The 22,030-nt window shown below is 56.8% G+C and carries 17 protein-coding genes and 3 pseudogenes; 10 read left to right on the forward strand and 10 right to left on the reverse strand.

All coding sequences use genetic code 11. The features are described 5' to 3' along the window. Positions 1-44 precede the first annotated feature (44 nt). The gene (locus tag V5B40_RS09725) at positions 45-1,328 is read right to left on the reverse strand and encodes an IS4 family transposase (protein WP_332354546.1); all 1,284 of its coding nucleotides are present in this window, start codon (positions 1,326-1,328) and stop codon (positions 45-47) included. A gap of 428 nt (positions 1,329-1,756) precedes the next feature. On the opposite strand from V5B40_RS09725, the gene V5B40_RS09730 reads away from it, so the two are divergent. Continuing rightward, positions 1,757-2,896 carry a hypothetical protein gene (locus V5B40_RS09730; RefSeq protein ID WP_332354316.1) on the forward strand — a complete coding sequence of 380 codons (1,140 nt, stop codon included), beginning with the start codon at positions 1,757-1,759 and terminating at the stop codon, positions 2,894-2,896. 134 nt (positions 2,897-3,030) lie between these two features. On the opposite strand, the gene V5B40_RS09735 is transcribed toward V5B40_RS09730, so the two are convergent. Further along, positions 3,031-4,017, reverse strand: coding sequence for an IS5 family transposase (locus V5B40_RS09735; protein WP_332354317.1), 987 nt, complete (start codon positions 4,015-4,017; stop codon positions 3,031-3,033). A 154-nt stretch (positions 4,018-4,171) separates the two neighbouring features. Between V5B40_RS09735 and V5B40_RS09740 the strand changes: the two genes are divergently transcribed. From V5B40_RS09740 to V5B40_RS25235, 5 genes and pseudogenes are all read left to right on the forward strand, one after another. Next, positions 4,172-5,404 carry a glycosyltransferase gene (locus V5B40_RS09740; RefSeq protein ID WP_332354318.1) on the forward strand — a complete coding sequence of 411 codons (1,233 nt, stop codon included), beginning with the start codon at positions 4,172-4,174 and terminating at the stop codon, positions 5,402-5,404. Between the two features lie 340 nt (positions 5,405-5,744). Beyond that, positions 5,745-6,851, forward strand: coding sequence for a glycosyltransferase family 1 protein (locus tag V5B40_RS09745; RefSeq protein ID WP_332354319.1), 1,107 nt, complete (start codon positions 5,745-5,747; stop codon positions 6,849-6,851). Positions 6,852-7,126: 275 nt separating this feature from the next. After that, positions 7,127-9,091, forward strand: coding sequence for an asparagine synthase (glutamine-hydrolyzing) (asnB, locus tag V5B40_RS09750; protein WP_332354320.1), 1,965 nt, complete (start codon positions 7,127-7,129; stop codon positions 9,089-9,091). Then, entirely contained in the window at positions 9,088-10,203 is a 1,116-nt protein-coding gene (locus V5B40_RS09755; RefSeq protein ID WP_332354321.1) for a glycosyltransferase family 4 protein, read from the forward strand. Before asnB ends, V5B40_RS09755 begins: the two co-directional genes overlap by 4 nt. A gap of 819 nt (positions 10,204-11,022) precedes the next feature. Next, positions 11,023-11,899 (forward strand): annotated as a pseudogene (locus V5B40_RS25235) (IS66 family transposase). Positions 11,900-12,336: 437 nt separating this feature from the next. Here V5B40_RS25235 and V5B40_RS09765 read toward each other — a convergent pair. After that, positions 12,337-13,560, reverse strand: a complete 1,224-nt coding sequence (locus V5B40_RS09765; protein ID WP_332354547.1) for an IS4 family transposase — start codon at positions 13,558-13,560, stop codon at positions 12,337-12,339. 416 nt (positions 13,561-13,976) lie between these two features. Further along, positions 13,977-14,975 carry an IS110 family transposase gene (locus V5B40_RS09770; protein ID WP_332354322.1) on the reverse strand — a complete coding sequence of 333 codons (999 nt, stop codon included), beginning with the start codon at positions 14,973-14,975 and terminating at the stop codon, positions 13,977-13,979. Between the two features lie 718 nt (positions 14,976-15,693). Here V5B40_RS09770 and V5B40_RS09775 point away from each other — a divergent pair. Next, positions 15,694-16,095, forward strand: coding sequence for a hypothetical protein (locus V5B40_RS09775; protein ID WP_332354323.1), 402 nt, complete (start codon positions 15,694-15,696; stop codon positions 16,093-16,095). Between the two features lie 115 nt (positions 16,096-16,210). On the opposite strand, the gene V5B40_RS09780 is transcribed toward V5B40_RS09775, so the two are convergent. After that, the gene (locus tag V5B40_RS09780; protein WP_332354324.1) at positions 16,211-16,678 is read right to left on the reverse strand and encodes a hypothetical protein; all 468 of its coding nucleotides are present in this window, start codon (positions 16,676-16,678) and stop codon (positions 16,211-16,213) included. 436 nt (positions 16,679-17,114) lie between these two features. On the opposite strand from V5B40_RS09780, the pseudogene wecB reads away from it, so the two are divergent. The 3 genes and pseudogenes from wecB to V5B40_RS09795 all read left to right on the forward strand — a co-directional run bounded on the left by wecB (position 17,115) and on the right by V5B40_RS09795 (position 19,178). Continuing rightward, positions 17,115-18,208: pseudogene (wecB, locus tag V5B40_RS09785) on the forward strand (non-hydrolyzing UDP-N-acetylglucosamine 2-epimerase). 290 nt (positions 18,209-18,498) lie between these two features. Beyond that, positions 18,499-18,735, forward strand: a complete 237-nt coding sequence (locus tag V5B40_RS09790) for a hypothetical protein (RefSeq protein WP_332354325.1) — start codon at positions 18,499-18,501, stop codon at positions 18,733-18,735. Further along, positions 18,735-19,178 (forward strand): TA system VapC family ribonuclease toxin, encoded by a 444-nt coding sequence (locus V5B40_RS09795; RefSeq protein WP_332354326.1) that lies wholly within the window; start codon positions 18,735-18,737, stop codon positions 19,176-19,178. Before V5B40_RS09790 ends, V5B40_RS09795 begins: the two co-directional genes overlap by 1 nt. Positions 19,179-19,445: 267 nt before the next feature. Here the strand turns inward: V5B40_RS09795 and V5B40_RS09800 are convergent, their stop codons facing one another. From V5B40_RS09800 to V5B40_RS09820, 5 genes and pseudogenes are all read right to left on the reverse strand, one after another. Beyond that, positions 19,446-19,799, reverse strand: coding sequence for a BrnA antitoxin family protein (locus tag V5B40_RS09800; RefSeq protein WP_332354327.1), 354 nt, complete (start codon positions 19,797-19,799; stop codon positions 19,446-19,448). 499 nt (positions 19,800-20,298) lie between these two features. Further along, positions 20,299-20,676 (reverse strand): hypothetical protein, encoded by a 378-nt coding sequence (locus tag V5B40_RS09805; protein WP_332354328.1) that lies wholly within the window; start codon positions 20,674-20,676, stop codon positions 20,299-20,301. Continuing rightward, positions 20,669-20,950, reverse strand: coding sequence for a toxin-antitoxin system TumE family protein (locus tag V5B40_RS09810; protein ID WP_332354329.1), 282 nt, complete (start codon positions 20,948-20,950; stop codon positions 20,669-20,671). Before V5B40_RS09810 ends, V5B40_RS09805 begins: the two co-directional genes overlap by 8 nt. 251 nt (positions 20,951-21,201) lie before the next feature. Continuing rightward, a pseudogene (locus V5B40_RS09815) lies at positions 21,202-21,592 on the reverse strand (type II toxin-antitoxin system VapC family toxin). Positions 21,593-21,723: 131 nt separating this feature from the next. Further along, the gene (locus V5B40_RS09820) at positions 21,724-21,987 is read right to left on the reverse strand and encodes a hypothetical protein (RefSeq protein WP_332354330.1); all 264 of its coding nucleotides are present in this window, start codon (positions 21,985-21,987) and stop codon (positions 21,724-21,726) included. Between the last annotated feature and the right edge of the window lie 43 nt (positions 21,988-22,030).

The following is a 22,030-nucleotide window of genomic DNA, read 5'->3' on the forward strand; positions in this document are numbered from 1 at the left end:
GATCAGCAAACAAAGAAACGGGTTGCGCGCCCAATGCTCTCAACTTACCAGAACATAGTCATACTCAGTTTTTTTGTAGGCGTGGGATAGATGGGGCTTTTGAGTGACGTTTCTGGGGTATGACCGGTCTGGTTTTTTGCGGACGAAGTTCTTGATGAGTTCGTCGAAGACGGAGGTGATATTTTCGAGAGCATCCCGACCCTGGAGGAGCCAGCGTCCGAGGGTAGCTTTATACGAGAGAAGGCGTCGCCGCGGTTGATGAAGTAACGTGCGCAGATGTTGGGATCGAGAGATTCACTGGCGGCGTGGACGGCCAGAGCATTGATGTTGTCGCAGAGGATTTTAGCGCTGAAGTCTTGTTGTGCGGCCAGCCAGGACATGCCCGAGAGTTGCTCCAGTGCCAGACGGTGCTTGATCCGTTTGAACGCCTCCTCGATTCGCCACCGAGAGTGATAGAGGCCCCCGAACGCGGCGGCGGGGAAGGCGTTCATGTCGAGGAGCGAGGTGACGAGGACGCGCACCTTGTGGCCGAACACCTGGCGAATGAGGCGAACTTCGCTCGGCGTCGCGGCGATTTCGTAGTCGAGCGGGTCCTGTTTGCAGGGGGCTGGCAGCATCACAACCTGCTCGGCCAAGCCCGATCGGCGGAATGCTTGGATAGCGCTGAAATTGAGGCTATCGGCCCGCATGCAGAAATGGCGTTCTCGCTGCAGCAAGACGGCGAAGAGCCAGTAGGCCGGGTAACCTCGGTCGAGTACCAGGATGTCATTGGAACGGAGCTTGCCGAGGTGTTCGAAGAGCATCTGACGCTCGCCGGTGTTGGGGGAATAGAGCTTGGCAGCCAGGGTCATTTCGCTACCGGGCAGATAGAGCGCGAAGCCAATGGCGTCGACTATGTGGCGGACGAATCGCTTGCCGTCACGGGTCTTCCCGAAGAGGGTCAAGCGCAGGACTGTGGCATCACCGGCGACGACGCGCAGGCCGTACCAGAGGGGAAAGCCGAACTGCGCATCGACCAGGGCCAGGAAATGGTCGTTGAGGACCTCAAAGGGTGCGACCGAGACGTGCTTTCGGGCTTTGGCAAAGGCCTGCGCCGAGACTTCTCGCATCAGATCGGCGCGGTTCGCCAGGTTGGCAAAGAACGCGTCCAGTTCAGACTGCACTTTGGAGGTGTATCCGCCGAGCAGGCAGGCGATCAGGCGGGGGAAACTGAGGACACCTGTTCGTGAGAACGCTTTTTCTGTCAGACGCGACTTGACGAAAAAAGCGTGAGAAAAAAGGAAGTTAGAAAATGAGTTAGCGACGTTGACATAAAGATCGCTGCATATAAAATTTTACATCCGTATCAATGGGATACGGAGTCTGCCGGGAGCCTTCCAGGCGCGCAATCCGTTTCTTTGTTTGCTGATTCAATTATGACAATGGCGCGCTAGGTTGGGGGCATTGGGTTTCGTGTCACGTCATATCTAAGAGGCGTTGATGTTTCTGTTTGGTTGCGAATAAGTAGGTGTGTTTTCACCGTAAGTGCTTGTACGTTCAAGAGACCGTCGTTGTTGAGCCCGATTTCTCTCAATTTGGTGCCAGGCGGATTTTAATAGCGATCGATGCTTTCCTGGTCCCTGTCCAAACGTTTTCGGCTGAGTTCGTGTTGGCGGCGGCATCATTTTGCCGATAGTGGTGGCCGGTGATTACGCCTTCCCGTTCAGTGCTGCTTCAGTCGCAGTTAGAAAGGTCAGTACTTGGTATGGCAACGAATATGCTGCGCACCAATATTCTTAAGCACGGCTCAATGTCCAGTTTTCTGTTTGTCGCTTTCCTATACTGCCTTATTCCTTTCGAGGCTGGGGCGAGCAACTTCGCTATAGTTTTAAGACTTGGCGTCGCGACCTGTCTGGTCTTGCTGGTTCTCCTGCGATTCAGGCCCGAAATCACCAAGACAGCAGCCGCGTATCTTGGGCTATTGTTCGTGTTTTCTACGATGGCCGCGCTCCGTGGTCTTAGTGGCGGTGTTCTGGCGTTGGCGTGTTCGGCGGCTTTTGGCGTTTTGATCGCCTCTGCGGCCATACAAAGCACCGCCTTTCGAGAAACTTTGCGTACATCTCTTCTTTTGCTGATAGCGTTTTCTGTATTGACGCTTCTTTTGCAGGTTGTAGTCTACATTTACAATGGGTCTGTGCTAGACATTCATCAGCTATTATATCCGGTGAGTGAAGCACGAATATACCAAAATGTCGGCTTTATGCGCCTCACCGGTTTTTATATTGAACCGGGTACTTATAGCAATTGGCTTTATATGTTGCTAATGATCTATGTTGCAATAAGCCCAGGAAGAAGTACGCAACTTGTGCTTGTTGTCGCGGCGAGCATGATTTTTACGCTTTCGGCTTGGGGAGGGGGCGTCGCAGCTTTACTAATAATCGTAACCGCTCTTTCATCTGGGAAGTGGCGGTGGGTCGTTCTTGTTTTTACGGTATTAGTGGTCGTTATTATAGTAGTGCCAGCAGATCTAATAGACGGGTGGTTTGCGGTATATGAACAAAAGACGGACCTAGATCAGATCAGTGCTGGTTCTAAAGTGGAAACGTACGCAGAGTTTTACCGAATCCTTGATAGTGTCTTAGTTGTCGGTGACGGTTTCAAGTCAAGTTTCTGTGATTTTTGTTTGTCTCCTCAAGATGCTGGCCTTGCGCTAAATATATCGGTAGTTCTTGGGCTTCTGTTCGCTGTGGGAATGTTTGGAGCGTACTTTTTTTTACTTTTAAGAGCCGGCGAGTTTGCCTTTGCCACGCTATCCATTCCTTTTCTCTTTACAAAAGCTTTCTATTGGGACTTCGTTGTATGGTTGCTTTTCTTCCTGGTTGTATTCGGATGTCCTCGTGTTGTAGGGAAGCGCTGATCAATTAGCTGCCGATGCGTTACCTAGCCGCGCGGCAGCGGATTTTTTTGCATCCCGCCGCGATTTTTGTCAAACTGCCCAAAATTCCGCGGTTTTCTACCTTTTTCGGCCCATTTCCGGGCCTTTCGTCCTATTCAGGACGCAACTTGGCTGTTGAGCGCCAATAGCTTTCGCTTCGCAATCATCAGATTGGCCAAAGCGAACAGCGTGTGCAGCTGTGCCGTGTTCTTTTCCAGCCCCTTGTAGCGCACCTTCTTGTAGTGGAAGAGGTTCTTCACGATATGGAAAGGATGCTCGACTTTGGACCGGATGCTGGCTTTCAGCGATTCCAGTTTGCGCAGCAGCTGACCAAACCCGCTCTCTTCCGAGACGGCTTTGAGCTTGCCGCGCTTCATGGCGATCTGCCAGTTGACGTCCCGGTCCTTCAGTTCTTCCCGCTTGTCGGCGCCGACATAGCCCGCATCCAGGAAGACATCCTTCTCGTCGCCGTGCAGCAGATGCTCGGTTTGCGTCACATCAGCCTCGTTTGCCGAAGTACCGACGAGGGTATGCACCAAGCCGCTCTCGGCATCGACGCCAATGTGGGCCTTCATGCCGAAGTACCACTGGTTGCCTTTCTTGGTCTGGTGCATGTCCGGGTCACGGGCGTTGGCTTCGTTCTTGACCGACGGCGGGGCGGCGATGATCGTGGCGTCGGCGATGGTGCCTTCGCGCATCATGAGGCCCGCTGCGGACAGCCCGGCGTTGACCGCTTCGAACAGCTTCTTCGTCAAACCATGCTGCTCCAGCAGGTGCCGGAACTGCAGCACGGTGGTCGCATCCGGAGCAGCCTCTCTGGACAGGTCGATTCCGACAAAGGCCCGTAGTGCTTGGCTGTCGGTAATGGCGTCTTCGACGCCTTCGTCCGAGAAACCGTTCCACTGCTGTACGAAGTACATCCGCAGCATCCGCTCCAGCCCGACCGGCGGTCGGCCTCGCTCGCCCTTCGGGTAGTGCGGCTCGACTACCGCGAACAATTCTGCCCACGGCATGATCTGCTCCATCTCGTCAAGAAACACCTCGCGTCGCGTCCGTCGCTTCTTACGTTGAAACTCGGCCTGGGAAAAACTGATCTGCTTCATCGGGGGTGGCTCGCGCAGGATTGATAGGCAAATTATACCATAGGTATATGTGGCGATTAAATCAGCGTTTCCTAAGGTGTTTTTATCGTGTCGGCGCCCACGTAATTCGCGAGCTCGCCACGCTCGTTTTTTTCGCCTTTATTAGAAAGTTTTTATGTCAAAAACAATTATACTCTTGACTGGCACATTCCCGTTTGGTGTTGGTGAGTCGTTTCTGGAGTTGGAAATTGAGTATCTTGCCGCCGTTGTGGATAGCGTGATAATCGTTCCAGAGAAATTGTGCGGTGTGCGGCGCCCCTTGCCGGCAAATGTAAGACTGTACACGGGTCTCGGAGAGCAAGCTGGTCGGCATGGTAAGCTCCTTAAGTTAATTTCCGCAATCGTACTATGCCTTCGGCGGGCAAAAGACATTAGATTCAACTGGAGGTATTTCAAACGACTCCTGACAGATGAGTACTACGCCAGTTTGACGCAAAGGTTAGTCGGGCAATTAATAAGAAACGAGGGTCTATCATACCAGTCGGTCCTGTGCTACTCATATTGGTTTAGCGGGGTGGCGGTTGGCTTGGTTCGGTTGAAGAATGCTAATAACAACCTGAAAGTCGTTACGCGAGCACATAGGTGGGATCTTTACGAAACCATAGGGGCTCTCCCGGAGTTTCCTTTCCGGAAGGATATCATAGCAAGTTTTGACGCGGTTTTCTGTATAGCGGCTCACGGCAAAAATCATCTTGAATCTTCGTTTGGCACCTCTAATGTCGTACTTTCTCGGCTGGGAGTTCGGCGACCAAGGAGTGGCTCGCTTCGACGAGGGTCAGAAAGCATTTCGTTGGTTTCGTGCTCCTTTATCCATCGGGTTAAACGTTTGGACCGTATCATCGAAGCGATTGCGGTGCTGGCGTTGCGGTATCCGTCAGTCAAGTTCACTTGGACGCACATTGGTAGCGGGGCATCTTCTTCAAATATTGCCGAGGTCGCAGAGAAGTGTTTTGCGGGGGCTGTTAATTTGCGTTATGGTTTTGCCGGAAACCTAAGTAATAAACAAGTTATCGAGTTCTATGAAGAAAATTTTGTGGATTGTTTTTTAAATCTCAGCGAGAGTGAAGGATTGCCGGTGTCGATGATGGAGGCTATGTCGTTTGGGATCCCCGTCGTTGCTCCAGATGTCGGCGGTATCGCCGAAATTGTAACGCCGGATTCTGGGATCCTCCTTAGCTCGCAACCGACGCCAGGTGAAGTGGCTGATGGCATCGCCGCCATAACGATTCAAGCGCCTGATGACCGTTATCGTTCCGGCGCTCGCTTGCTGTGGGAAAAGAGGTTCGACGCTGACACGAATTATAGAAAGTTCGCTGATCATTTGAGCGGGCTTTTCGATCATCAATAATAGTCGTTAACGGGTCTAATTTCGCGCCGAAAGGTGGGCTGACTGCCACGGGGCGGCTGTCATAAACGTCCGATGGAAAAATGCGGCATTTGGTGGGGGAGTGGGCTGCAGTTTTCGGGAGGTGGGTACCTCTTCGAGGCTTTCAGTATCAAGGAGCGATAGTATGTCGCATTGGGAGTAGTGATGAGGATTGGTGAGCGTTCGCTTGGAGAGATGTCTGGAACGACGGTGCTGGAGGTTTCGATGCTGACCAGCTTTTTAGCTTGTGCGGCTGTTGGCGGCCAGCTAGACGCGTTGGGGATGGTTGGGGGCAATCGTCGTCTAGAGTCCAGAAGAGAGCATGACTCAAATGATTAAGCGGCGGTTGAAGGTGCTTCACACGGCGGTTTCGATGAACCCGAGTGTGGGCGTATCTAGGCAAATGGAATGGGAACAACGGGCGGCCGACGTACTTGACTTGCCGTGGGACACTTCGCTACATACCCAAAAAATCGTTCAGTCACCAGTGGTTGTGTGCCACGACGGTCTTCCACAGGGCGCGCTGAGGAGATATTTTGCTCTCCGCAAGGCGTATTACCAATGGTTGGAGCACACGGCTACGCAATACGATCTCGTGTTGCTTCGACATTCTGTACATGATGTTTTTGAAGCCAGGCTGGCGGGCCAAATTGGGCGGAAGCTGATTACGGTTCACCATACCCTCGAAATGCCCGAGCTCAGAAGTGCTTCGAATGTCTTTGGGCCTCTTCGCGCTGTCCTGGAGCACTACATCGGCCGAAGTTCCCTGCACGCTTGTGGAGGGATCGTGGCGGTGACCGAGGAGATACTCCGATTCGAGAGATCGCGTTTGGCAGTTGAGCCAATTGAAAAACCGGGATTGGTGTACCCTAATGGAATAGTGTGCTCTCCGGAATGCCCGGTAGACAATCGTGGCAAGCATCCTGAGCTCCTGTTCGTCGCGGCCAGCTTTTCTAACTGGCACGGACTTGACCTGCTGCTGGATGCGATGGAGCGTGATTCCGCTCATTGTAGTTTGCATCTTGTGGGCTCGCTTCCCGATGCTTTGGCTCGGCGCTGCTGCGATGACGCGAGAATCCAGATTCATGGCCCGCTTGGCACGAATGAGCTAACAGGGGTTATGCGTTCGGCCTGGTGTGGGATATCCTCATTCGCCTTGTATCGACAAGGAATGTCTGATGCCTGCACGCTAAAAGTACGAGAGTATCTTGACGGAGGGCTGCCTGTTTACGCGGGGCATCGAGATGCTGGGCTGCCGGAGTCATTTCCGTACTTCAGGAATGGGCCGGTCGACCTCGCTGAAATACTTTCCTTTGCTTTTGCGTCAAGATCGGCTTCGCGGGCGGTTGTCAAGGCGGCAGCGGCCCCTTTTATATCGAAGGTTAGTTTGCTTTCGCGTTTGTACGGCGATATTTCTCGCCTGTTTTAGGTTAGGACTAGTTTTATCGCTACGTTTGCTCATGGTATTGAGTTTTTACGGAGCGCGCCATCCATAAGGAAGAGCTGCTGCCCGCTTCATCGTCGGGGGTGCGTCGAAAAGCACGAGCCGTGGCAATATGGCGAGCAGCCACGAGATTGATAAAGCTCCGGGCGAGGTGTCACGAGAGGTACTTCTGAGAATAGCGTTGGTCGATCTTCAGTCAATTGATCAGCAAGTTATATAGAATGCTAACTTGTTTAGTTTGTCAGTATCGGAAGGTGTCTATGTGCGGTATTGGAGGGTTTTTCGGATCTTCTTTTTCTAATTTGTCGCCGCAAGTGCAGATCACGCGTATGACAGATTCAATCCAGCATCGGGGTCCGGATGATAGCGGCTACTGGGTGGACGAATCCGCAGGGCTTGTGCTAGGTCATCGTCGCCTTTCGATTCTTGACATCTCGCCAGCGGGTCGGCAGCCTATGCATTCGGTGTGCGGGCGTTTTGTGCTCGTTTTCAATGGTGAGATCTACAATCATTTGGAGCTGAGAGCTCGGCTGGAGAAGAAAGCTGAGGTGCTTGGGTGGCGTGGTCACTCCGATACAGAAACGCTCCTAAGCTGCTTTGTCGCCTGGGGGATCGGCAAGACTCTTCAGGAATTGGTGGGCATGTTTGCGCTTTCCTTGTGGGATCGCCAAGAGCGTACTTTGACCTTGGCGCGCGACCGCCTCGGTGAAAAACCCTTGTACTATGGTTGGCTGGGGCGAACCTTTCTGTTTGGCTCCGAGCTGAAAGCGCTGAAAGCGCACCCTCTCTTTTGCGGCGAAATCGAACGCGACGCGCTGGCTCTGCTGCTGCGTCATAACTGTATTCCGGCCCCGTATAGCATTTATCGCGGCATTCATAAATTGCCGCCAGGGCATTTGGTGACTGTTAATCCGGCGGAGCATTCGTCGTGCTCCGAGCCTAAGCCCTGCCCGTATTGGAGCCTTAACGAGGTGGTCGCCGATGGCCACGCTCGGCCTTTTTCCGGATCCGAAGTCGAAGCGATCGATGCCCTGGAAGCCCAGCTCAAGCAGAGCATTGGCCTGCAGATGCTCGCGGACGTGCCCGTGGGGGCATTGCTCAGCGGTGGTGTCGACAGCAGCGCGATCGCGGCTTTGATGCAAGCGCAGAGCGGGCAGCCAATACGGACTTTCACCATCGGGTTTGACGAAGCTGGCTATGACGAGGCGGTCCATGCGAAGGCCGTGGCGCACCACTTAGGGACAAGACATACCGAACTGTATGTTCGGCCGAAAGATGCACTGGCCGTCATTCCATTGTTACCGTCCATGTACTGCGAACCATTCAGTGACAGCTCTCAGATTCCAACTTTTTTGGTGAGCCAGCTGGCCCGGCAGCAGGTGACGGTGGCACTCAGCGGAGATGGCGGTGACGAACTGTTTGGCGGCTATAACCGCTATTTGATGGCGCGTCAGACGTGGGGCGAAATGCAACGCTTACCCTTGCGCGCCCGTCGTGCTGCAGCGGGCGTTCTCCGAGCTGTGTCGCCTTCTATGTGGGACCGGCTTTTCGATAGCGCCAAGTCGCTACTGCCTAAGCGCCTACACATTGCCAATCCCGGTGATAAAGCCCACAAACTTGCCGATGTCCTCACATTGGCCGATGGCGAGTCTTTCTTTAGGCAATTGACAAGCCACTGGCAAGACCCCGTCAGTATCGTAATCGGCGGTCACGAGCCGACGACGCTGTTGAGCGAGCGCCTTTCCTGGCCAACAACGAATTCCTTCGAACACTGGATGATGGCTATCGATGCTCAGCTCTATCTACCAGACGATATTCTAGTGAAGGTGGACCGCGCCGCAATGGCGGTCGGCCTCGAAACCCGCGTGCCCCTGCTTGACCATCGCGTGGTGGAACTCGCGTGGCGCATGCCATTGCGGTGGAAGATTCGCGATGGTCAGGGAAAATGGCTGTTGCGTCAGGTACTGTACCGGCACGTGCCGAAGAAACTGATCGAGCGTCCGAAAATGGGTTTTGGCATTCCACTGGATAGTTGGCTGCGTGGCCCTCTCCGCGATTGGGCGGAAAGCCTACTCGACGAAGGTCGCCTTCACCAAGAGGGCTATTTCAATCCTGCACCCATTCGCAAAAAGTGGGCGGAGCACCTGTCAGAGCAACGTAACTGGCAAAGCCATCTTTGGAACGTGCTGATGTTTCAGGCATGGCTTGAGGAGCAGAGCCATTGAGCGCGAAAGTCGTCATTGCGCTCAACACCGCTTGGAATTTGGTGAATTTTCGTTCAGGTCTTATTCGGGCGCTGGTGTCTGAAGGCTATGACGTTGTAGCTATTGCTCCGTTTGATGAGTATGCCCATCGGTTGTCGAATTTGGGATGTCGCTATATTTCCTTGCACATGGATAACAAAGGTACAAATCCCGGGCGTGACTTGTTGTTGTTTTACCGGTTTTTGAGGCTATTTCAGAAAGAACGGCCGGATGTCTATCTCGGCTTTACCGTCAAGCCAAATGTCTATGGCTCATTTGCCGCGCTCGCCTTGGGCATACCAACCATTAATAACATAGCCGGCCTAGGATCCGTTTTTATCGACAACGGTTGGTTGGCGCGCTTGGTACGTGCACTCTATAAAGTGTCCTTGTCGCGCTCGGCCGTGGTTTTCTTTCAGAATATGGAAGATCGCCAGATGTTCGTTGCGGGGAGATTAGTCAATGGCGATGTTGCCGATATTCTTCCAGGGTCTGGGATTGATCTGACCAGTTTTGTGCCTGTGCCCCTTTTTGGCGGATCGCCTGTTCGCTTTTTGTTGATCGCGCGGATGCTTTGGGACAAGGGTGTGGGGGAGTTTGTCGAGGCGGCGCGTATTCTTAAACAGCGTGGCGTGGATGCGGAACTGTGTTTGTTAGGGTTTTTGGATGTCAATAATCCTACAGCTATCTCGCGTTCGCAGATCGGTGAGTGGGTCAGCGAGGGGGTTGTTCGATATTTGGGAGTCAGCGATAATGTGCGAGATGAGATCGCCAAAGTTGATGTTGTTGTGTTGCCCTCCTATCGGGAAGGAACACCACGTACCTTACTGGAAGCTGCAGCTATGGGACGACCCATTGTGACGACAGATGCGGTGGGTTGCCGTGAAGTGGTTGATGACGGCATTAATGGTTACTTGTGTCTTCCGAAGAATGCGATTGATCTTGCAGAGAAGTTGGCCATGATGGCGGCTTTGTCGCCTAGTGCGCGCGAAACAATGGGCTTGCGGGGGCGAGAAAAGGTGGAACGTCAATTCGATGAGAAAATCGTAATTGGTAAATATTTCAAAGCTATTAGGGAATCTCTGAGCGATTGACCGCCGCTGCGTTGTCTGCTCAAAGCCTCTGTAACCGTTCACTCCCTCTTAAGAAAAGCCGCCACGGCCATGATTTTGCAGCATAATTCTTTCCATTGACAACGCCGCGACAGCCACGACAGGATGCGCCTGAGCAAGCATGATCTCTTCCAGATGGACGACGAGTGGCTGAAGAAGCTGCCGGCGGAGCTATTGCTGGAAGTATCGAAGCGACTGCTGCACGACGTCAAGGAGTTACAGGATCGGCTGAACCAAAACCCGGGCAATAGCTCGCGGCCGCCGAGTACAAAGGCACCGTGGGAGAAGGCGCCCGACCCGGCCGTGGGCAACGGCGCACCAACCGAAAGCGGAGCTGGCGAAGCCGCTGCCGAAACGGCAGAGGGTTCGGTGCCAGCGCAAGAGCCCACGCCGCCCATAAGCGAACGCCCATCGCCCCGAAAGGGCTCGGGAAAGCCGCCGGGCAAGCAACTGGGCAGTCAAGGCCATGGTCGCACGCAGAAACTGGCGGTTACGGACCATTGCGCGCACCGGCCCGAGAACTGCGCGGCTTGTGGTGAAGTCCTGGCGGAGGATGCCGAGTCGCAGGCTTACACGGCCTGGGACGAGATCGACATCGCGCCGCCAGTCGAGGGCCGCATCGGGCTGATGTTCAGCGTCACGCGCCACACGCTGCTTGAAGTGCGCTGCGCTTGCGGGCACGTCAGCCGTGCCATGCCCTGGCGGGCGCCGCCCGACGCGCAATGGGAAAAGGTTGAACTGGGCGAATGGCGTCTGGTGGGTCCTCGCCTGGCCGGCGTGATCGTTCTGCTCGCGCTGCGAATGCGCCTGTCACGAGCGAGCATTCGCGAGCTCCTGCGGGAAGTCTTCGACCTGTCACTGAGCACCGGCGTGATCGATGAGACGATCCGGGAAGCCGGCCGTGCCAGCTTCCCGCTGGAGGATGCCCTGGTCGCCGACATCGTGCAGGCGGCGCAGTTGCACGTCGATGAAACGTCGTGGTCGGAATCAGGCGTGCTCCTGTGGTTGTGGGCGCTGGTCAGCACCTCTACGGTGTTCTACCTCATCGGCACACGCACCCGCGAGATGCTCGAGAACGCCCTGCAAGACGGGTATACCGGCATTCTCATCAGCGATGGTTACGTCGTCTACCGAAAAAAAAAGCCGCCTGTGCTGTTGGCCGCACCTGATGCGCAAACTGCGCGGGCTGGCCGAATCGAGTGATGGCTGGGTATCCGGGCTTGGGCAGGAGATGGAAGGTCTCCTGAAAACGCTGATGGCAGCCATTTACGCGGCGCGAATCGATCCGCCGCCGATCGCGTTGCCCGAGCGCTACGCCGCCGAGGTCAAACGGTTGCGGCACCTGTGCGAGGTGCATCAGACGGATCAACATCCGGCCCTGCGCAGTGTCGTGCGCGAATTCCTCTATGACTGGAAAGTCATCCTGCGTCCGGTCGCGGAGCCTCTCCGGCCGCTCTCCAACAACGCCGCCGAACAGGCGTTGCGACACTGGGTCATTTCGCGCTATATCAGTCACGGCACCCGTTCCGAAGAGGGATCGCGCGCCTTCGCTCTCCTGGCCAGTGTCATCGAGACCTGTCGTCGCCGTGGCGCTTCAGCTTGGCAGTACCTCGGCACCGTCATTGCTGCCGCTCGCAAAGGCTTAGCGCTCCCCGCGCTCCCGGCTATCCCGGCTTGAGGCATAGGGGAGTAAACGATTACAAATTTAGAGCATTTACTCAAACTCTTGCCAAGTGTTTTTCGCGCTATTGTAATAATATTTCTTGCGGCCGATTATTTGCGTCATAGAACGCGTACATAGCTCACCTGCCGATTTTCTATTGAATGATCCAATTATTTACGTATGACACGACTGAGGCTTCTCCATGGGTAGCGTGCCTGGTAAGGATAAAAATAAGGCCGGATACGGTTGGAAACGTAGTGCAGTAACTCCCTGCCGTTCTCTTTGCCGGTGTTTGAGTGGTGCGCTCGGGCACCCGCTGAATTCATCCGACTTGCCAGAAAGCCCGGCACAGTGGGAGAGAGTGCTACGCCTGTCGGGTGAGCATCTAGTGACGCCCCAACTCCGTTGGGCTCTACGCGAGCAGGACCCAATCCTCTCAACTTAGCATTTCGTCATACGGGCTTATAGGCGTGGTAGCGATGCGGTTTTCGCTGCGGGATTCGAGGCTTGGAGCGGCCGGCGACGAATTTCTGGAGGTTTGCAGCGATCTCCTGGATAAGGGGCTTCAACCGCCTCGTCGTCGCACCGGCGGCGAGCAGCCAACGACCGATCTGGCGCTTGATCTTGTCGATCGCCGAGGTGCGGTTGATCTTCCATGGCGAATCGGGGTCCAGATGCGCGTCGGTGGCGACGTAGGCGGCCAGGGCATTGAGGTTGTCGAAGACGGCCTTGGCGCCGAAATCCTGATTGGCCGCATGCCAGGACAAGCCGGAAGTATGTTCGAGTCCCAAGCGATGCTTGAGCCGGCGAAATGCCTCCTCGATCCGCCAACGGCCGTGGTACAAGGCGCCAAACGCGGCCGCCGGGAAAGCGACGGCGTCGAGCAGTGAAGTCATCACCACATGCACCCGCCCGTTCGGCGTGAGCACCCGCACCAAGCGAACCGTCGTCGGCGTCGCCGGGCACTCGTAGTCCTGCGCATCGCGCGCATTCGGCGCCCGCAGGCTCACCAACTGCTCGCTCTGTCCCGAGTGCATGAACTGACGTACGACCTTGAATCCACGGGAAGTGTCACAGCGAATGCAGAAAGGGATCCCGCGCACGGTCAGTGCGGAGGCCAGCCAGCGGCAAGGAAAGCCGCGGTCAAGGACCAGCAGGTCGTCGACCTGCAGCAGCTCGACATCTTCGTAGAGCATCTGGCGCTCGTCACACGCTCCTTGCTGCAACGCAAGGTGAAGGAACATCTCAATTCCCGGCAAGTACAGGCCAAACGCCACGCCCGTGATGATCGAGCGGACACCATTTTTCATCGTCGTCAGCCGGACCGGCGCGGTATCGGCAGCCACTACCCGCAGGCCCTGCCATCGCGGCACCGGCAGCTCCTCCTCGACCAGGGCCATCAACTTCTTATTGACGTCATCGAACACCAACGCACTAATCTTGTAGCGCGCTTTGCAGAACGCTTGAGCGCTCACCAAGCGGACCGAGTCCGCACGATTGCGGAGGTTGGCGAAGAACTGGTCCAGTTCAGACTGGACCGCACTCTGCACGCCGGACAGCAAGAAGGTCAGGATGGTTGGGAAGCTGAGCGTGCGGTCGCGGGTGAAATATTGCGGCTTGAGGCGGGTGTTCTCCAACAACTCCTTTGAAAACAGGTAGTTAGAAAGCGCAGTAATTACTTTGGCATATGAGGGGCGTCATATAATTTCCCTTTATAAACAATAGGTTACAGCGCAATTATGCAATGAAAATGAGCATCGTTCAAGCCGTGATCCAATCTATGCATTTATGCTAAGTTGAGAGGATTGCCTGGTAGCGTCGATTGGGCCGAGCGTATGAGAATTGAGCCTTACTTAATCCGGATGAATCTGGAGAGCCGGGCGGTGCTCTGGGTGGTTAACTTCGTGTGCCAGCTTGCCTCCCGCCTATTTGTGCTGATCAGAGACCCAGGAAAAGTAAAGAAGCTGTTGTACAAAAACTCCTACTTGAAGCTGCGTGATAGAGTTTTCCCTCCGCATTAATCTGAAAGAAGCTCGTTGGAAGACGCAGGAACCCCTGACCGCCTGGGGTCATGCAAAACGGTTGTCGTGAATCAAGCGGCTGCGGGGATGAAGCCGAAGCGAGTCAGAGCCTTGATCCAACGAGAAGCGTTGCGCTGTACGGAAAGCTGCTCATAGTTGGTGGCGGAATCCCGGTAGTGTTCGCCACGCTTGAGCATGAAGAAGATGGTGCGCAACATTTTGTGAGCCAGCGCGACGATGGCCCGTTTGTGACCACGGCGAACGATCAGCGACTGGAACTTGGACTGGAACGCTGATTTGGTCCGGCTGGCGGCGTGAGCGAACTCACAGAGAAGTCGGCGGACGTAGAGATTGCCCTTGCGCACGCGCCCCGACTTTCGTTTTCCGGCGGATTCGTTGTTGCCCGGGCAAACGCCGACCCAGGAAGCGAGGCGATCCGGGGAGCCAAAGGCACTCATGTCGCTGCCGATCTCGACCAGCAGCATGGCCGCACCGATCAGGTCGACGCCCGGTAGCGTTTGCAGCAGCGCCAGCGCATTCATCTCACTTGCCAGCTCGCCAAGCAGTCGAGCGTCGAAGCGGGCAATGGCCGCTTCAAGCCCCTCGATATGCCGCAACAGTTCGTCGAGAACGAACACATGACTCGCGGTCAATTCGCCCTGCCGGGCGATCAGACGCAGTTCGCGCAGTTTGGCCGGTGGCACGAAAGAGCCACGCAGCAGACCGGCGCGCGCCAGGGTGGCCAGCCACTGGGCATCACCGACATCGGTCTTGCGCCCGGGCACCTGCTTGACGTGGCGGGCATTGACCACCGTCGCCCGGAGACCCACCGCCTCCAGCGCCGCATACGGACTCTTCCAGTAGATGCCTGTGCTTTCCATAACGACTTCCTCAGGCTCAAGCGCCGCCGCCCAGGCCGCCAGCGCCCGTCGATCGCGTTTGAAGGCACCAAATTGCCGTTGTTCGAAGCGTGTCTCGCCGCTCGATTCCTCGATGATCGCGCACGCCGTGATCTGGGCTTGATGAATGTCGAGTCCAATGACCCGCTTGTGGATCGGAACCAGTTCCATACCGTCTCCTTTCGCAATAAACTTGAAAGCGGGAGGCGGTGGGTGCCAGAACCGAAGTTGCCTGAAGGCGACAGGTCGCCAACGGCCCTTTTAATGTATGCGCTCGATGGCAGCAATCCGGGGTACGAGTCGGTTCAGCGGGTCACGTTAAAGTTCGGGGTCGAGCCGCTAAAGCTTTGCGCGACCTCTACCCATCGCTTCCCAACTCGAATTTTCTTTCATGATCCGGGGCGGCCGCAACTGCAATGACCGTTAACGTGAAAGCAACGGTCTCCGGCTGCCTCATAGGGCGTTTTTGTCGTTTCGTGTGGAACCGCCTCCGGTGAGACGGATGCCCCTGCCGAGCCCTGCGGGCGCCCCCCAACCCTAGCCCCGCCCTCGAGGGCGGTGAAGTCCTTGCCGCTGGACGGGCTCGGTCGCTGGCGGCGAAAAACTGCAACCAGCCCCAAGCCCCCGAGCGTAATGGCGTTTCTGACACCCTCAAGGGTACGCTTCGCCAGCCTTCGCCCGCCGTTGACCGCGCCTTCGCCGCCGGTAACACCGCTGCTCCGGGTTGCTGAGCACCTCGGTTGGAAGCAACGGCTGGCGGCCGGTTCCACGCGAAACGACATAGAGGCGAAGAATGGCGCGAATGGCGAGACGGGCAAACCTCGACTGCCGCATCCTTACCACGCTTACAAGCCGGTATGGCGAAACGCCAAATTGAGAGGGTTGGTTGTTGACGGCTCGTGTTCCCTGCGCGCTGCGGCTGCCGAAGCTCAGCCTCCGGGGGATGACACCTTGGTGCAAGAGAGGTTCGGTCGTATTGTTGGTGAGCGGCGGGCTGGGGTTGTGCAGTGTGCAGTGGCTGGACGATTGCGGCGTAGTCGTTGAGGATCTCACGGGAGAATTGGCCGAGTTTGGCAAATCGCCCCTGGCGGTGGTGAAGCGTTCTATCGTTGGCAGGGAATGGTTCGTCGCCAACCTTGACCGTTTCATATTTTCGACGGAAGCGTCGATCGCAGAGATGGAACATTTCATGTATTTGATGAAGCATTCTATCAGCGAGATGAAATGTTCCATCTTTTTCATAAAACGTTCTATCGCCGACATGGAACATTCCATGTTTTTCATGGAATGATCGATCGTCGGCATGGACCCTTGCTTCTTCGGCATCGATCGATCGATCCGTCCATGGCATGGGCACCCCTGTCCGGCAACGGCCGGAATGGTCGCGGCCGGCCAGAGGGCTTGCTTTACGGGGCTTCGGTGCTCTTCCTGGACTTGCGGGCAAAGCGGCGACCGAGGTCGTCGAGGGTTTCTTCGAGTGCGCCGGTGTGGAGGTTGTGGACTTTGGCGTACTGGTACACCAGCAAGGCGCTGACGTAGGCTTCGCTGCCGGCGGCGAAATAGCTGTCTTCGATCTTGCGGAAGAGGGTTTCGAAGGCGTGGCGAATGGGGTAGAGCGCTTCGATGAGCTGGACGTCGACGCGGAATTCTTCGAGGCTCAGGCTGCCGGGGAGAATTTCCGGATGCGCTTCGGCTATGGCCAGGGCCTTGACGACGAAGGAGCGGTTGGCTTCACCGAACTTCGGCATCGAGGTCCGCTCTTCGGAGCCGAGGTCGATCAGAAAAGGAAGGGCCTCGCTCAGCGCGGCCAGGGCGGTCTTGGCCTTTTCGCGCTGCTCGGCGGTCAAGGTGGCGTTTATGCGATTCACAGGCATGCTTGCTCTCCTCGGGTTTGGCCGTACGAAAACATTTCGTACGGTAATGAATTGAAGGAAAGTTTTTGGCGAGAGTCAAGGCGATTCGCCCGCGACGTCGTTTGTCCGCAGGCGCAGCCGACGCGGCAATCCAGTGCCATCCTCTTACTATCGTCCGCCGCATTGAGCACGTGAAAAGCCACACCTCTGGACCGCCGCGTCGCTTCGTTCCCCGCAGTGACGGTGGGTGGGTGGGGGAGGATCGACGAAAGTCTGATCGAGAATGCAGGACGACAGCGTTACACTAGCGGCCGCTAATCTGGACCGTGTGATTGACGCTGCGAGTTGAATTGCCCTATCGCGTCGCTGATTGTAGCGGCGCTGCGTTTTTTTGCCTGCGTTTGCCTGCGTTTGCAGAAAGCTTGCAGAAAGCTTGCAGGAAGTTTGAGGATTTACGATGAAAACAATCGACATCATTGCCGGCGCGCGCCCCAACTTCATGAAGATCGCGCCGATCATCAAGGCGCTGACGGCGTCGCGGGCGCAGGGGGGCTCGTTGCAGCACCGTCTTATCCACACCGGCCAGCATTACGACAAGGCCATGTCCGGTGGCTTTTTCGAGCAGTTGGGGATACCGGAACCGGATATCAATCTGGAAGTGGGTTCAGGCACGCAGGCCGAGCAGACGGCGGCGATCATGGTGCGTTACGAGAAGGCCTTGATCGAGAAGCGCAGTGATCTGTGCCTGGTGGTGGGCGATGTCACTTCGACCATGGCCTGCTCGATCGTTGCTCGCAAGCTGGGGTGCCCGTGGCGCATGTGGAAGGGGGCATCCGTTCCGGCGACTGGAGCATGCCGGAAGAGATCAATCGGGTGGTGACCGATTCGATTAGCAACTGGTTCTTTACGACCAGCACGACGGCCAACGAGAACCTGCGCCGCGCCGGGGTGGCGGACGAACGTGTTTTCTTCGTCGGCAATACGATGATCGATACCCTGCTCGCGCAGATGCCGCGCTTGCAGCCCCCGGATTTCTGGGCGGCATTGGCTTTGCGGCCGGGGCAGTATTTCGTGCTGACCTTGCATCGTCCGGCGAATGTCGATGCCGAGCAGCAGTTGCAGCGCCTGTTGCAGGCCATTGCGGATGGCACGGGGGGTTTGCCGGTGGTGTTTCCCGTGCATCCGCGTACCGCGAAGAGCCTGCGCGAACTGGCGGGTCAGATTCCGGGGCTGCACTATGTCGATCCGCAGGGGTATCTGGAATTCAACTATCTGGTGAAACACGCCAAAGGGGTGATCACCGATTCCGGCGGCATCACCGAGGAAACGACGGTGATGGGTGTGCCCTGCCTGACCTTGCGTGACAACACCGAGCGACCGGAAACGGTGACTGTGGGGACGAATGAATTGATCGGTACCGACCCGGCCAAGCTCGGCCCGGCGCTGGCGCGCCTGATGGCGGGCGAGTGGAAGAAGGGCGCGGTGCCGGAAAAGTGGGACGGGCGCGCGGCCGAGCGGATCGTGGCGGAATTGCAGCGCTTGCTGGGCTGAGGTCGTTTTGCATTCTTGATGGGGCTTTCGGCTGCGACTTGCTGTCACTTGCGGCTGTCACTTGCGGCTGCCCCCGACCCACCGTCATTGCGTGGAATACACAGCAGCCGACGCGGCAATTCAGAGGTTTGGCTTTTCGCGTTGTCAGCATGTCAATGCGGCGGGGGAAATAGTGAGGGGATGGAACTGGATTGCCGCGCTGATGGGCGTTTGGATAAGTGAGTAATGCGGCCAGGCGTGGTGTTCTGATGAGGTACAATCTGCGCATCACAACATCTGGTAACGCCTAGATGCGCACAACCCTGGACATTGAAGATGACGTGCTGGTCGCCGCCAAGGAAATGGCACGTCGTGAGCACCTGACGACCGGGCAGGTGATTTCCCGCCTTGCCCGGCTGGCGTTGACGGCGCGGGTTGATCAGCAGCCGTCCGCGCAGACAGTGGCCGGCTTCAGGCCGTTGCCTGCAAGGGGCGTGTTGGTCAGCAATGACCAAGTCAATGCCCTTCGCGAGCGCGAGGGCGTTTGATGGTCGCGCTGCTGGATGTCAATGTGCTTATTGCCTTGCTGGATGCTGACCACGTGCACCACACGGTCGCAACGCATTGGCTGAGTGAGCACCTGGATGCGGGGTGGGCGTCGTGCCCACTTACCCAGAATGGGTGCATCCGTATCCTGTCACAAGCCGCGTACCCCAACCGTGCGCCCGCGGCCGAGGTGGCGGCGCGCCTGGCTGAGGCCACCCGCAACCCGGTGCACCATTTCTGGCCAGATGCCGTAAGCCTGCTGACACCTGGCTTGATGGAATGGAACAAGTTGCTCACCGGTCGCCACATCACCGATGCTTATTTACTGGCGCTTGCGGTGAAAAACCATGGGGTGTTTGTCACGCTGGACCAAGGCATTCCCCTATCTGCCGTGCAAGGCGCGCAAGGCGAACATCTGGTGGTGCTCAACGTGTCCAGGCAATGACAGCCCAGCTTGGACCACGTCAGACGCGGCAATCCAGAGGTCGGGCTTTTCGCGTTATCGGTCCGGTGGCTGCAAGTAGTCAGATGGTGGAACTGGATTGCCACGTCGCTGCGCTCCTCGCAATGACGGTGTGGGTTGGTGCTGCGCTCCTCGCAATGACGGTGTGGGTTGGTGCTGCGTTCCTCGCAATGACGGTCGGCGGGGGTGGTTGCCGATAGTCTCATCACGGGTGCAGCCCCAAGCCAGGGGGCTGACGAGAATCGCTTCTCAGGCCGAGTGCAATTCCTCCCGGATCACCCTTCGCAGTATTTCTTCGATGGTCTTTTTCTGCATCGCCTCGCGCAACGCGGCGTTGATCAGGGTTTGGTATCCGCGTGCACCGGCCTGTTGCTTGAACCAGGCGACGACATCCGGATCGAGGGTGATGTTGATCTTCTGCTTTTTCGTTGGCACTGACTGCAGGCCCACCCGGTGCACTGCCTGCTCGAAATCATCAGATGACCAGACGGGTGCTTCGTCGAGGTCGTCACAGCCTGGTGAAGTAGTATTCTCGTTCATGGCGTTCCGCTTTTCGCATCGAAATGACGTGGATTGTGTCTGCGGCCTCGGTGTGCGCAGCACCACCTCAACTCCCAGCAAACCAACCGCGGAAAACCGCGCTTAACGGTAGGAGAAGCGCGTATCCGGGCGCGTCAGGGTATGTCCTGCAAATACCCGGGACGTTTCGGCAAAATCAAGCCCATGCTTTTTCAAGTTGGCCTGCCGCTTGGCGTCGTTCCAGGTGAAGTTCATGCCGCAGTATAGACGATTGTCTTGCTGGCAAGGTTCAGGCAAGCCCTTGCGTTTGCAGCCTGTCGCACGCACGGATGTGGCCCCGTTCCGCGTGTTCTTTCCACCTGTCAAACGCGTCACGGTCCTGGGCCTCCTCGCAATGACGTGCGGTAGCGCCGCCTTCGCATTTGTTCGCATTCCTGACGCGCTTTTCAGCAAGCCTGACAGCGGAGCGAAGCCAACGGCGAAGGAGGCGGAGTCTCCTCTCCACGTTCCAGCGCGTCCATCACCGCGGCCACAGGTTGCAGATTGTCTTCTAACTGCTTCCTGGTGAGCATTGCTGCGAGGCTCAGGCGGCCACTGCTTCAGGGAGCCGCACGTCCACTATGATTTCAGAATAGGGGGCGAAGATTCGCCCTTGGACGTCTTTTTCCACCGCCAGCCATTTGGTCAGCTTTACCACGTCGCTATGGACATTCTTGTAGTTGCGACCCAGCCGTCGAGCGAGTTCGGCGATGGTCATGCTGCCCCCCTGACGCAGCGAGGCGAGCAATTCCCAGCGTTTCGGGGTGAACACGGCGAGCATCTGGCCTGTGCTCTCGAAGCCCACTGCAAAGTAGGGCGGAGTGTCTTCTCCATGGTCCAGCGCACCCATCACGGCGGCTGCACGTTCCAGGTTGTCTTCCACAGGTTGCCCCACCCTGACATTCAGAATCCTTTCATTCATCGTCGATTCCTTTCACGGCCGCCCAGAAGTCGGCCATCAGTTGCTGCGGGCTGGTGAAATGGCAGGGTGCCTCACCGTCGGCAATGTGTTGATGGTCGCCCTTCCGCCGCTCGTTGTCGAAGCCAAGGATCCGTTCGCTTTCGACGACATAGACCAGTCGATACTTCCATGGATGTTCGGATGGCGGTACGGGTTCCGGCACGCGCCAGATCACGATTTCGACGATGCCCCGAGCGTAAACGTCTTTTGTTCTGAAGAGTTCGACAGCCTTCATATGGTCAATTACACCATAGTCTTCTTGTGGTGCAAAGCACGGTATCGCGTGGGCGTGTTATCTGGTGATGCGATCCACGGATTTGTCTTTGTCGGTGTCAGCGGCCTTCGCAGAGCTGAGCGAACAGGCTACAGGGTGGCCTGGTTCGGGACGGTTTGTGTAGGAGCCCGATTTGTCGGGCGATGGCTGCTGGCAGGCGAGCACGGCGTGCGCTTGTCGGTCCGGTGCTTGCGGATTGCAGAACCGTGTGTTCAACGCCATGCAGCGTCAGCCGTCCAGTCTTCAACCCTGAGCCCATCGACCTGAGCAAAGGCCCGGTCGTTCGTTACCAGCACCGCTTTCGCACGAAGACCGTGCGAGGCAATCAGAAGGTCGAGTGGCCCGAGGATCTTGCCCTGCCGCTCCATGGCCGCACGGGTGGATCCGTAACGCTCCGCGACTTCGCTATCCCAGGGCAGCACATCGACGCGCCGCAGGAATTTCCCCACCGCAGTATGCAAGCGTTTCGCTTCAGGCCGTCGCGCCAGTCCGAACAGCAAGCTCGGCTTTCGTTATCGACGAGGTGCAAACAGCCGCCATCGGCATGGCCAGCAGACGCCGGACAACAGCCGGATGCTCCCTGATGAGGTGGCTAACGGTCATGACATGTCGAGACACCCCTGATCATGAAAGTCATGACCGTTTCCCTCTTCCCCTGACCCTTCGCCCGCGAGGGGAGACGGGAGTTTCGTGAGTCGCGTGCGTCACCGTATTGGTATCCAGCATGTACCGGGTCATTCTTTCCACCCGTCAAGCGGGTCACGGTCCTGGGCGTCCTGTCGTCGCGCCTCGGCGGCCAGAAAGTCTGCCGGAAGCTTGGCCTCCTTGAGGGCAGCAAAGAAGCCCTCCCACATTATCGGCTTGCGAGAAAGGATAACCTCGCCCGTCTGCGGGTCGCGCCGGATATGGATGAAGGTTTTCGGCGAAGCCGGTGCCGGGATGTTTGTCGCACCGACCGCCAGCGTGCCGGACGTGACGGCGCACTGCAAGCTCGTCAAACTGGGCGAAACGGAGGGGATTCGTGAGCAATTTTTCCTCATT

Source organism: Candidatus Accumulibacter meliphilus (genome assembly GCF_036625345.1).
GTDB lineage: Bacteria > Pseudomonadota > Gammaproteobacteria > Burkholderiales > Rhodocyclaceae > Accumulibacter > Accumulibacter meliphilus.

Bases quoted from the DNA above. Each gene is read 5' to 3' on its own strand.
- V5B40_RS09805 (WP_332354328.1), bottom strand. From the start codon at position 20,676: ATGAATGAAAGGATTCTGAATGTCAGGGTGGGGCAACCTGTGGAAGAC.
- V5B40_RS09740 (WP_332354318.1), top strand. From the start codon at position 4,172: ATGTCAAAAACAATTATACTCTTGACTGGCACATTCCCGTTTGGTGTT.
- V5B40_RS09745 (WP_332354319.1), top strand. From the start codon at position 5,745: ATGACTCAAATGATTAAGCGGCGGTTGAAGGTGCTTCACACGGCGGTT.
- asnB (WP_332354320.1), top strand. From the start codon at position 7,127: ATGTGCGGTATTGGAGGGTTTTTCGGATCTTCTTTTTCTAATTTGTCG.
- V5B40_RS09790 (WP_332354325.1), top strand. From the start codon at position 18,499: ATGCGCACAACCCTGGACATTGAAGATGACGTGCTGGTCGCCGCCAAG.
- V5B40_RS09770 (WP_332354322.1), bottom strand. From the start codon at position 14,975: ATGGAACTGGTTCCGATCCACAAGCGGGTCATTGGACTCGACATTCAT.
- V5B40_RS09780 (WP_332354324.1), bottom strand. From the start codon at position 16,678: ATGCCTGTGAATCGCATAAACGCCACCTTGACCGCCGAGCAGCGCGAA.
- V5B40_RS09735 (WP_332354317.1), bottom strand. From the start codon at position 4,017: ATGAAGCAGATCAGTTTTTCCCAGGCCGAGTTTCAACGTAAGAAGCGA.
- V5B40_RS09810 (WP_332354329.1), bottom strand. From the start codon at position 20,950: ATGAAGGCTGTCGAACTCTTCAGAACAAAAGACGTTTACGCTCGGGGC.
- V5B40_RS09730 (WP_332354316.1), top strand. From the start codon at position 1,757: ATGCTGCGCACCAATATTCTTAAGCACGGCTCAATGTCCAGTTTTCTG.
- V5B40_RS09795 (WP_332354326.1), top strand. From the start codon at position 18,735: ATGGTCGCGCTGCTGGATGTCAATGTGCTTATTGCCTTGCTGGATGCT.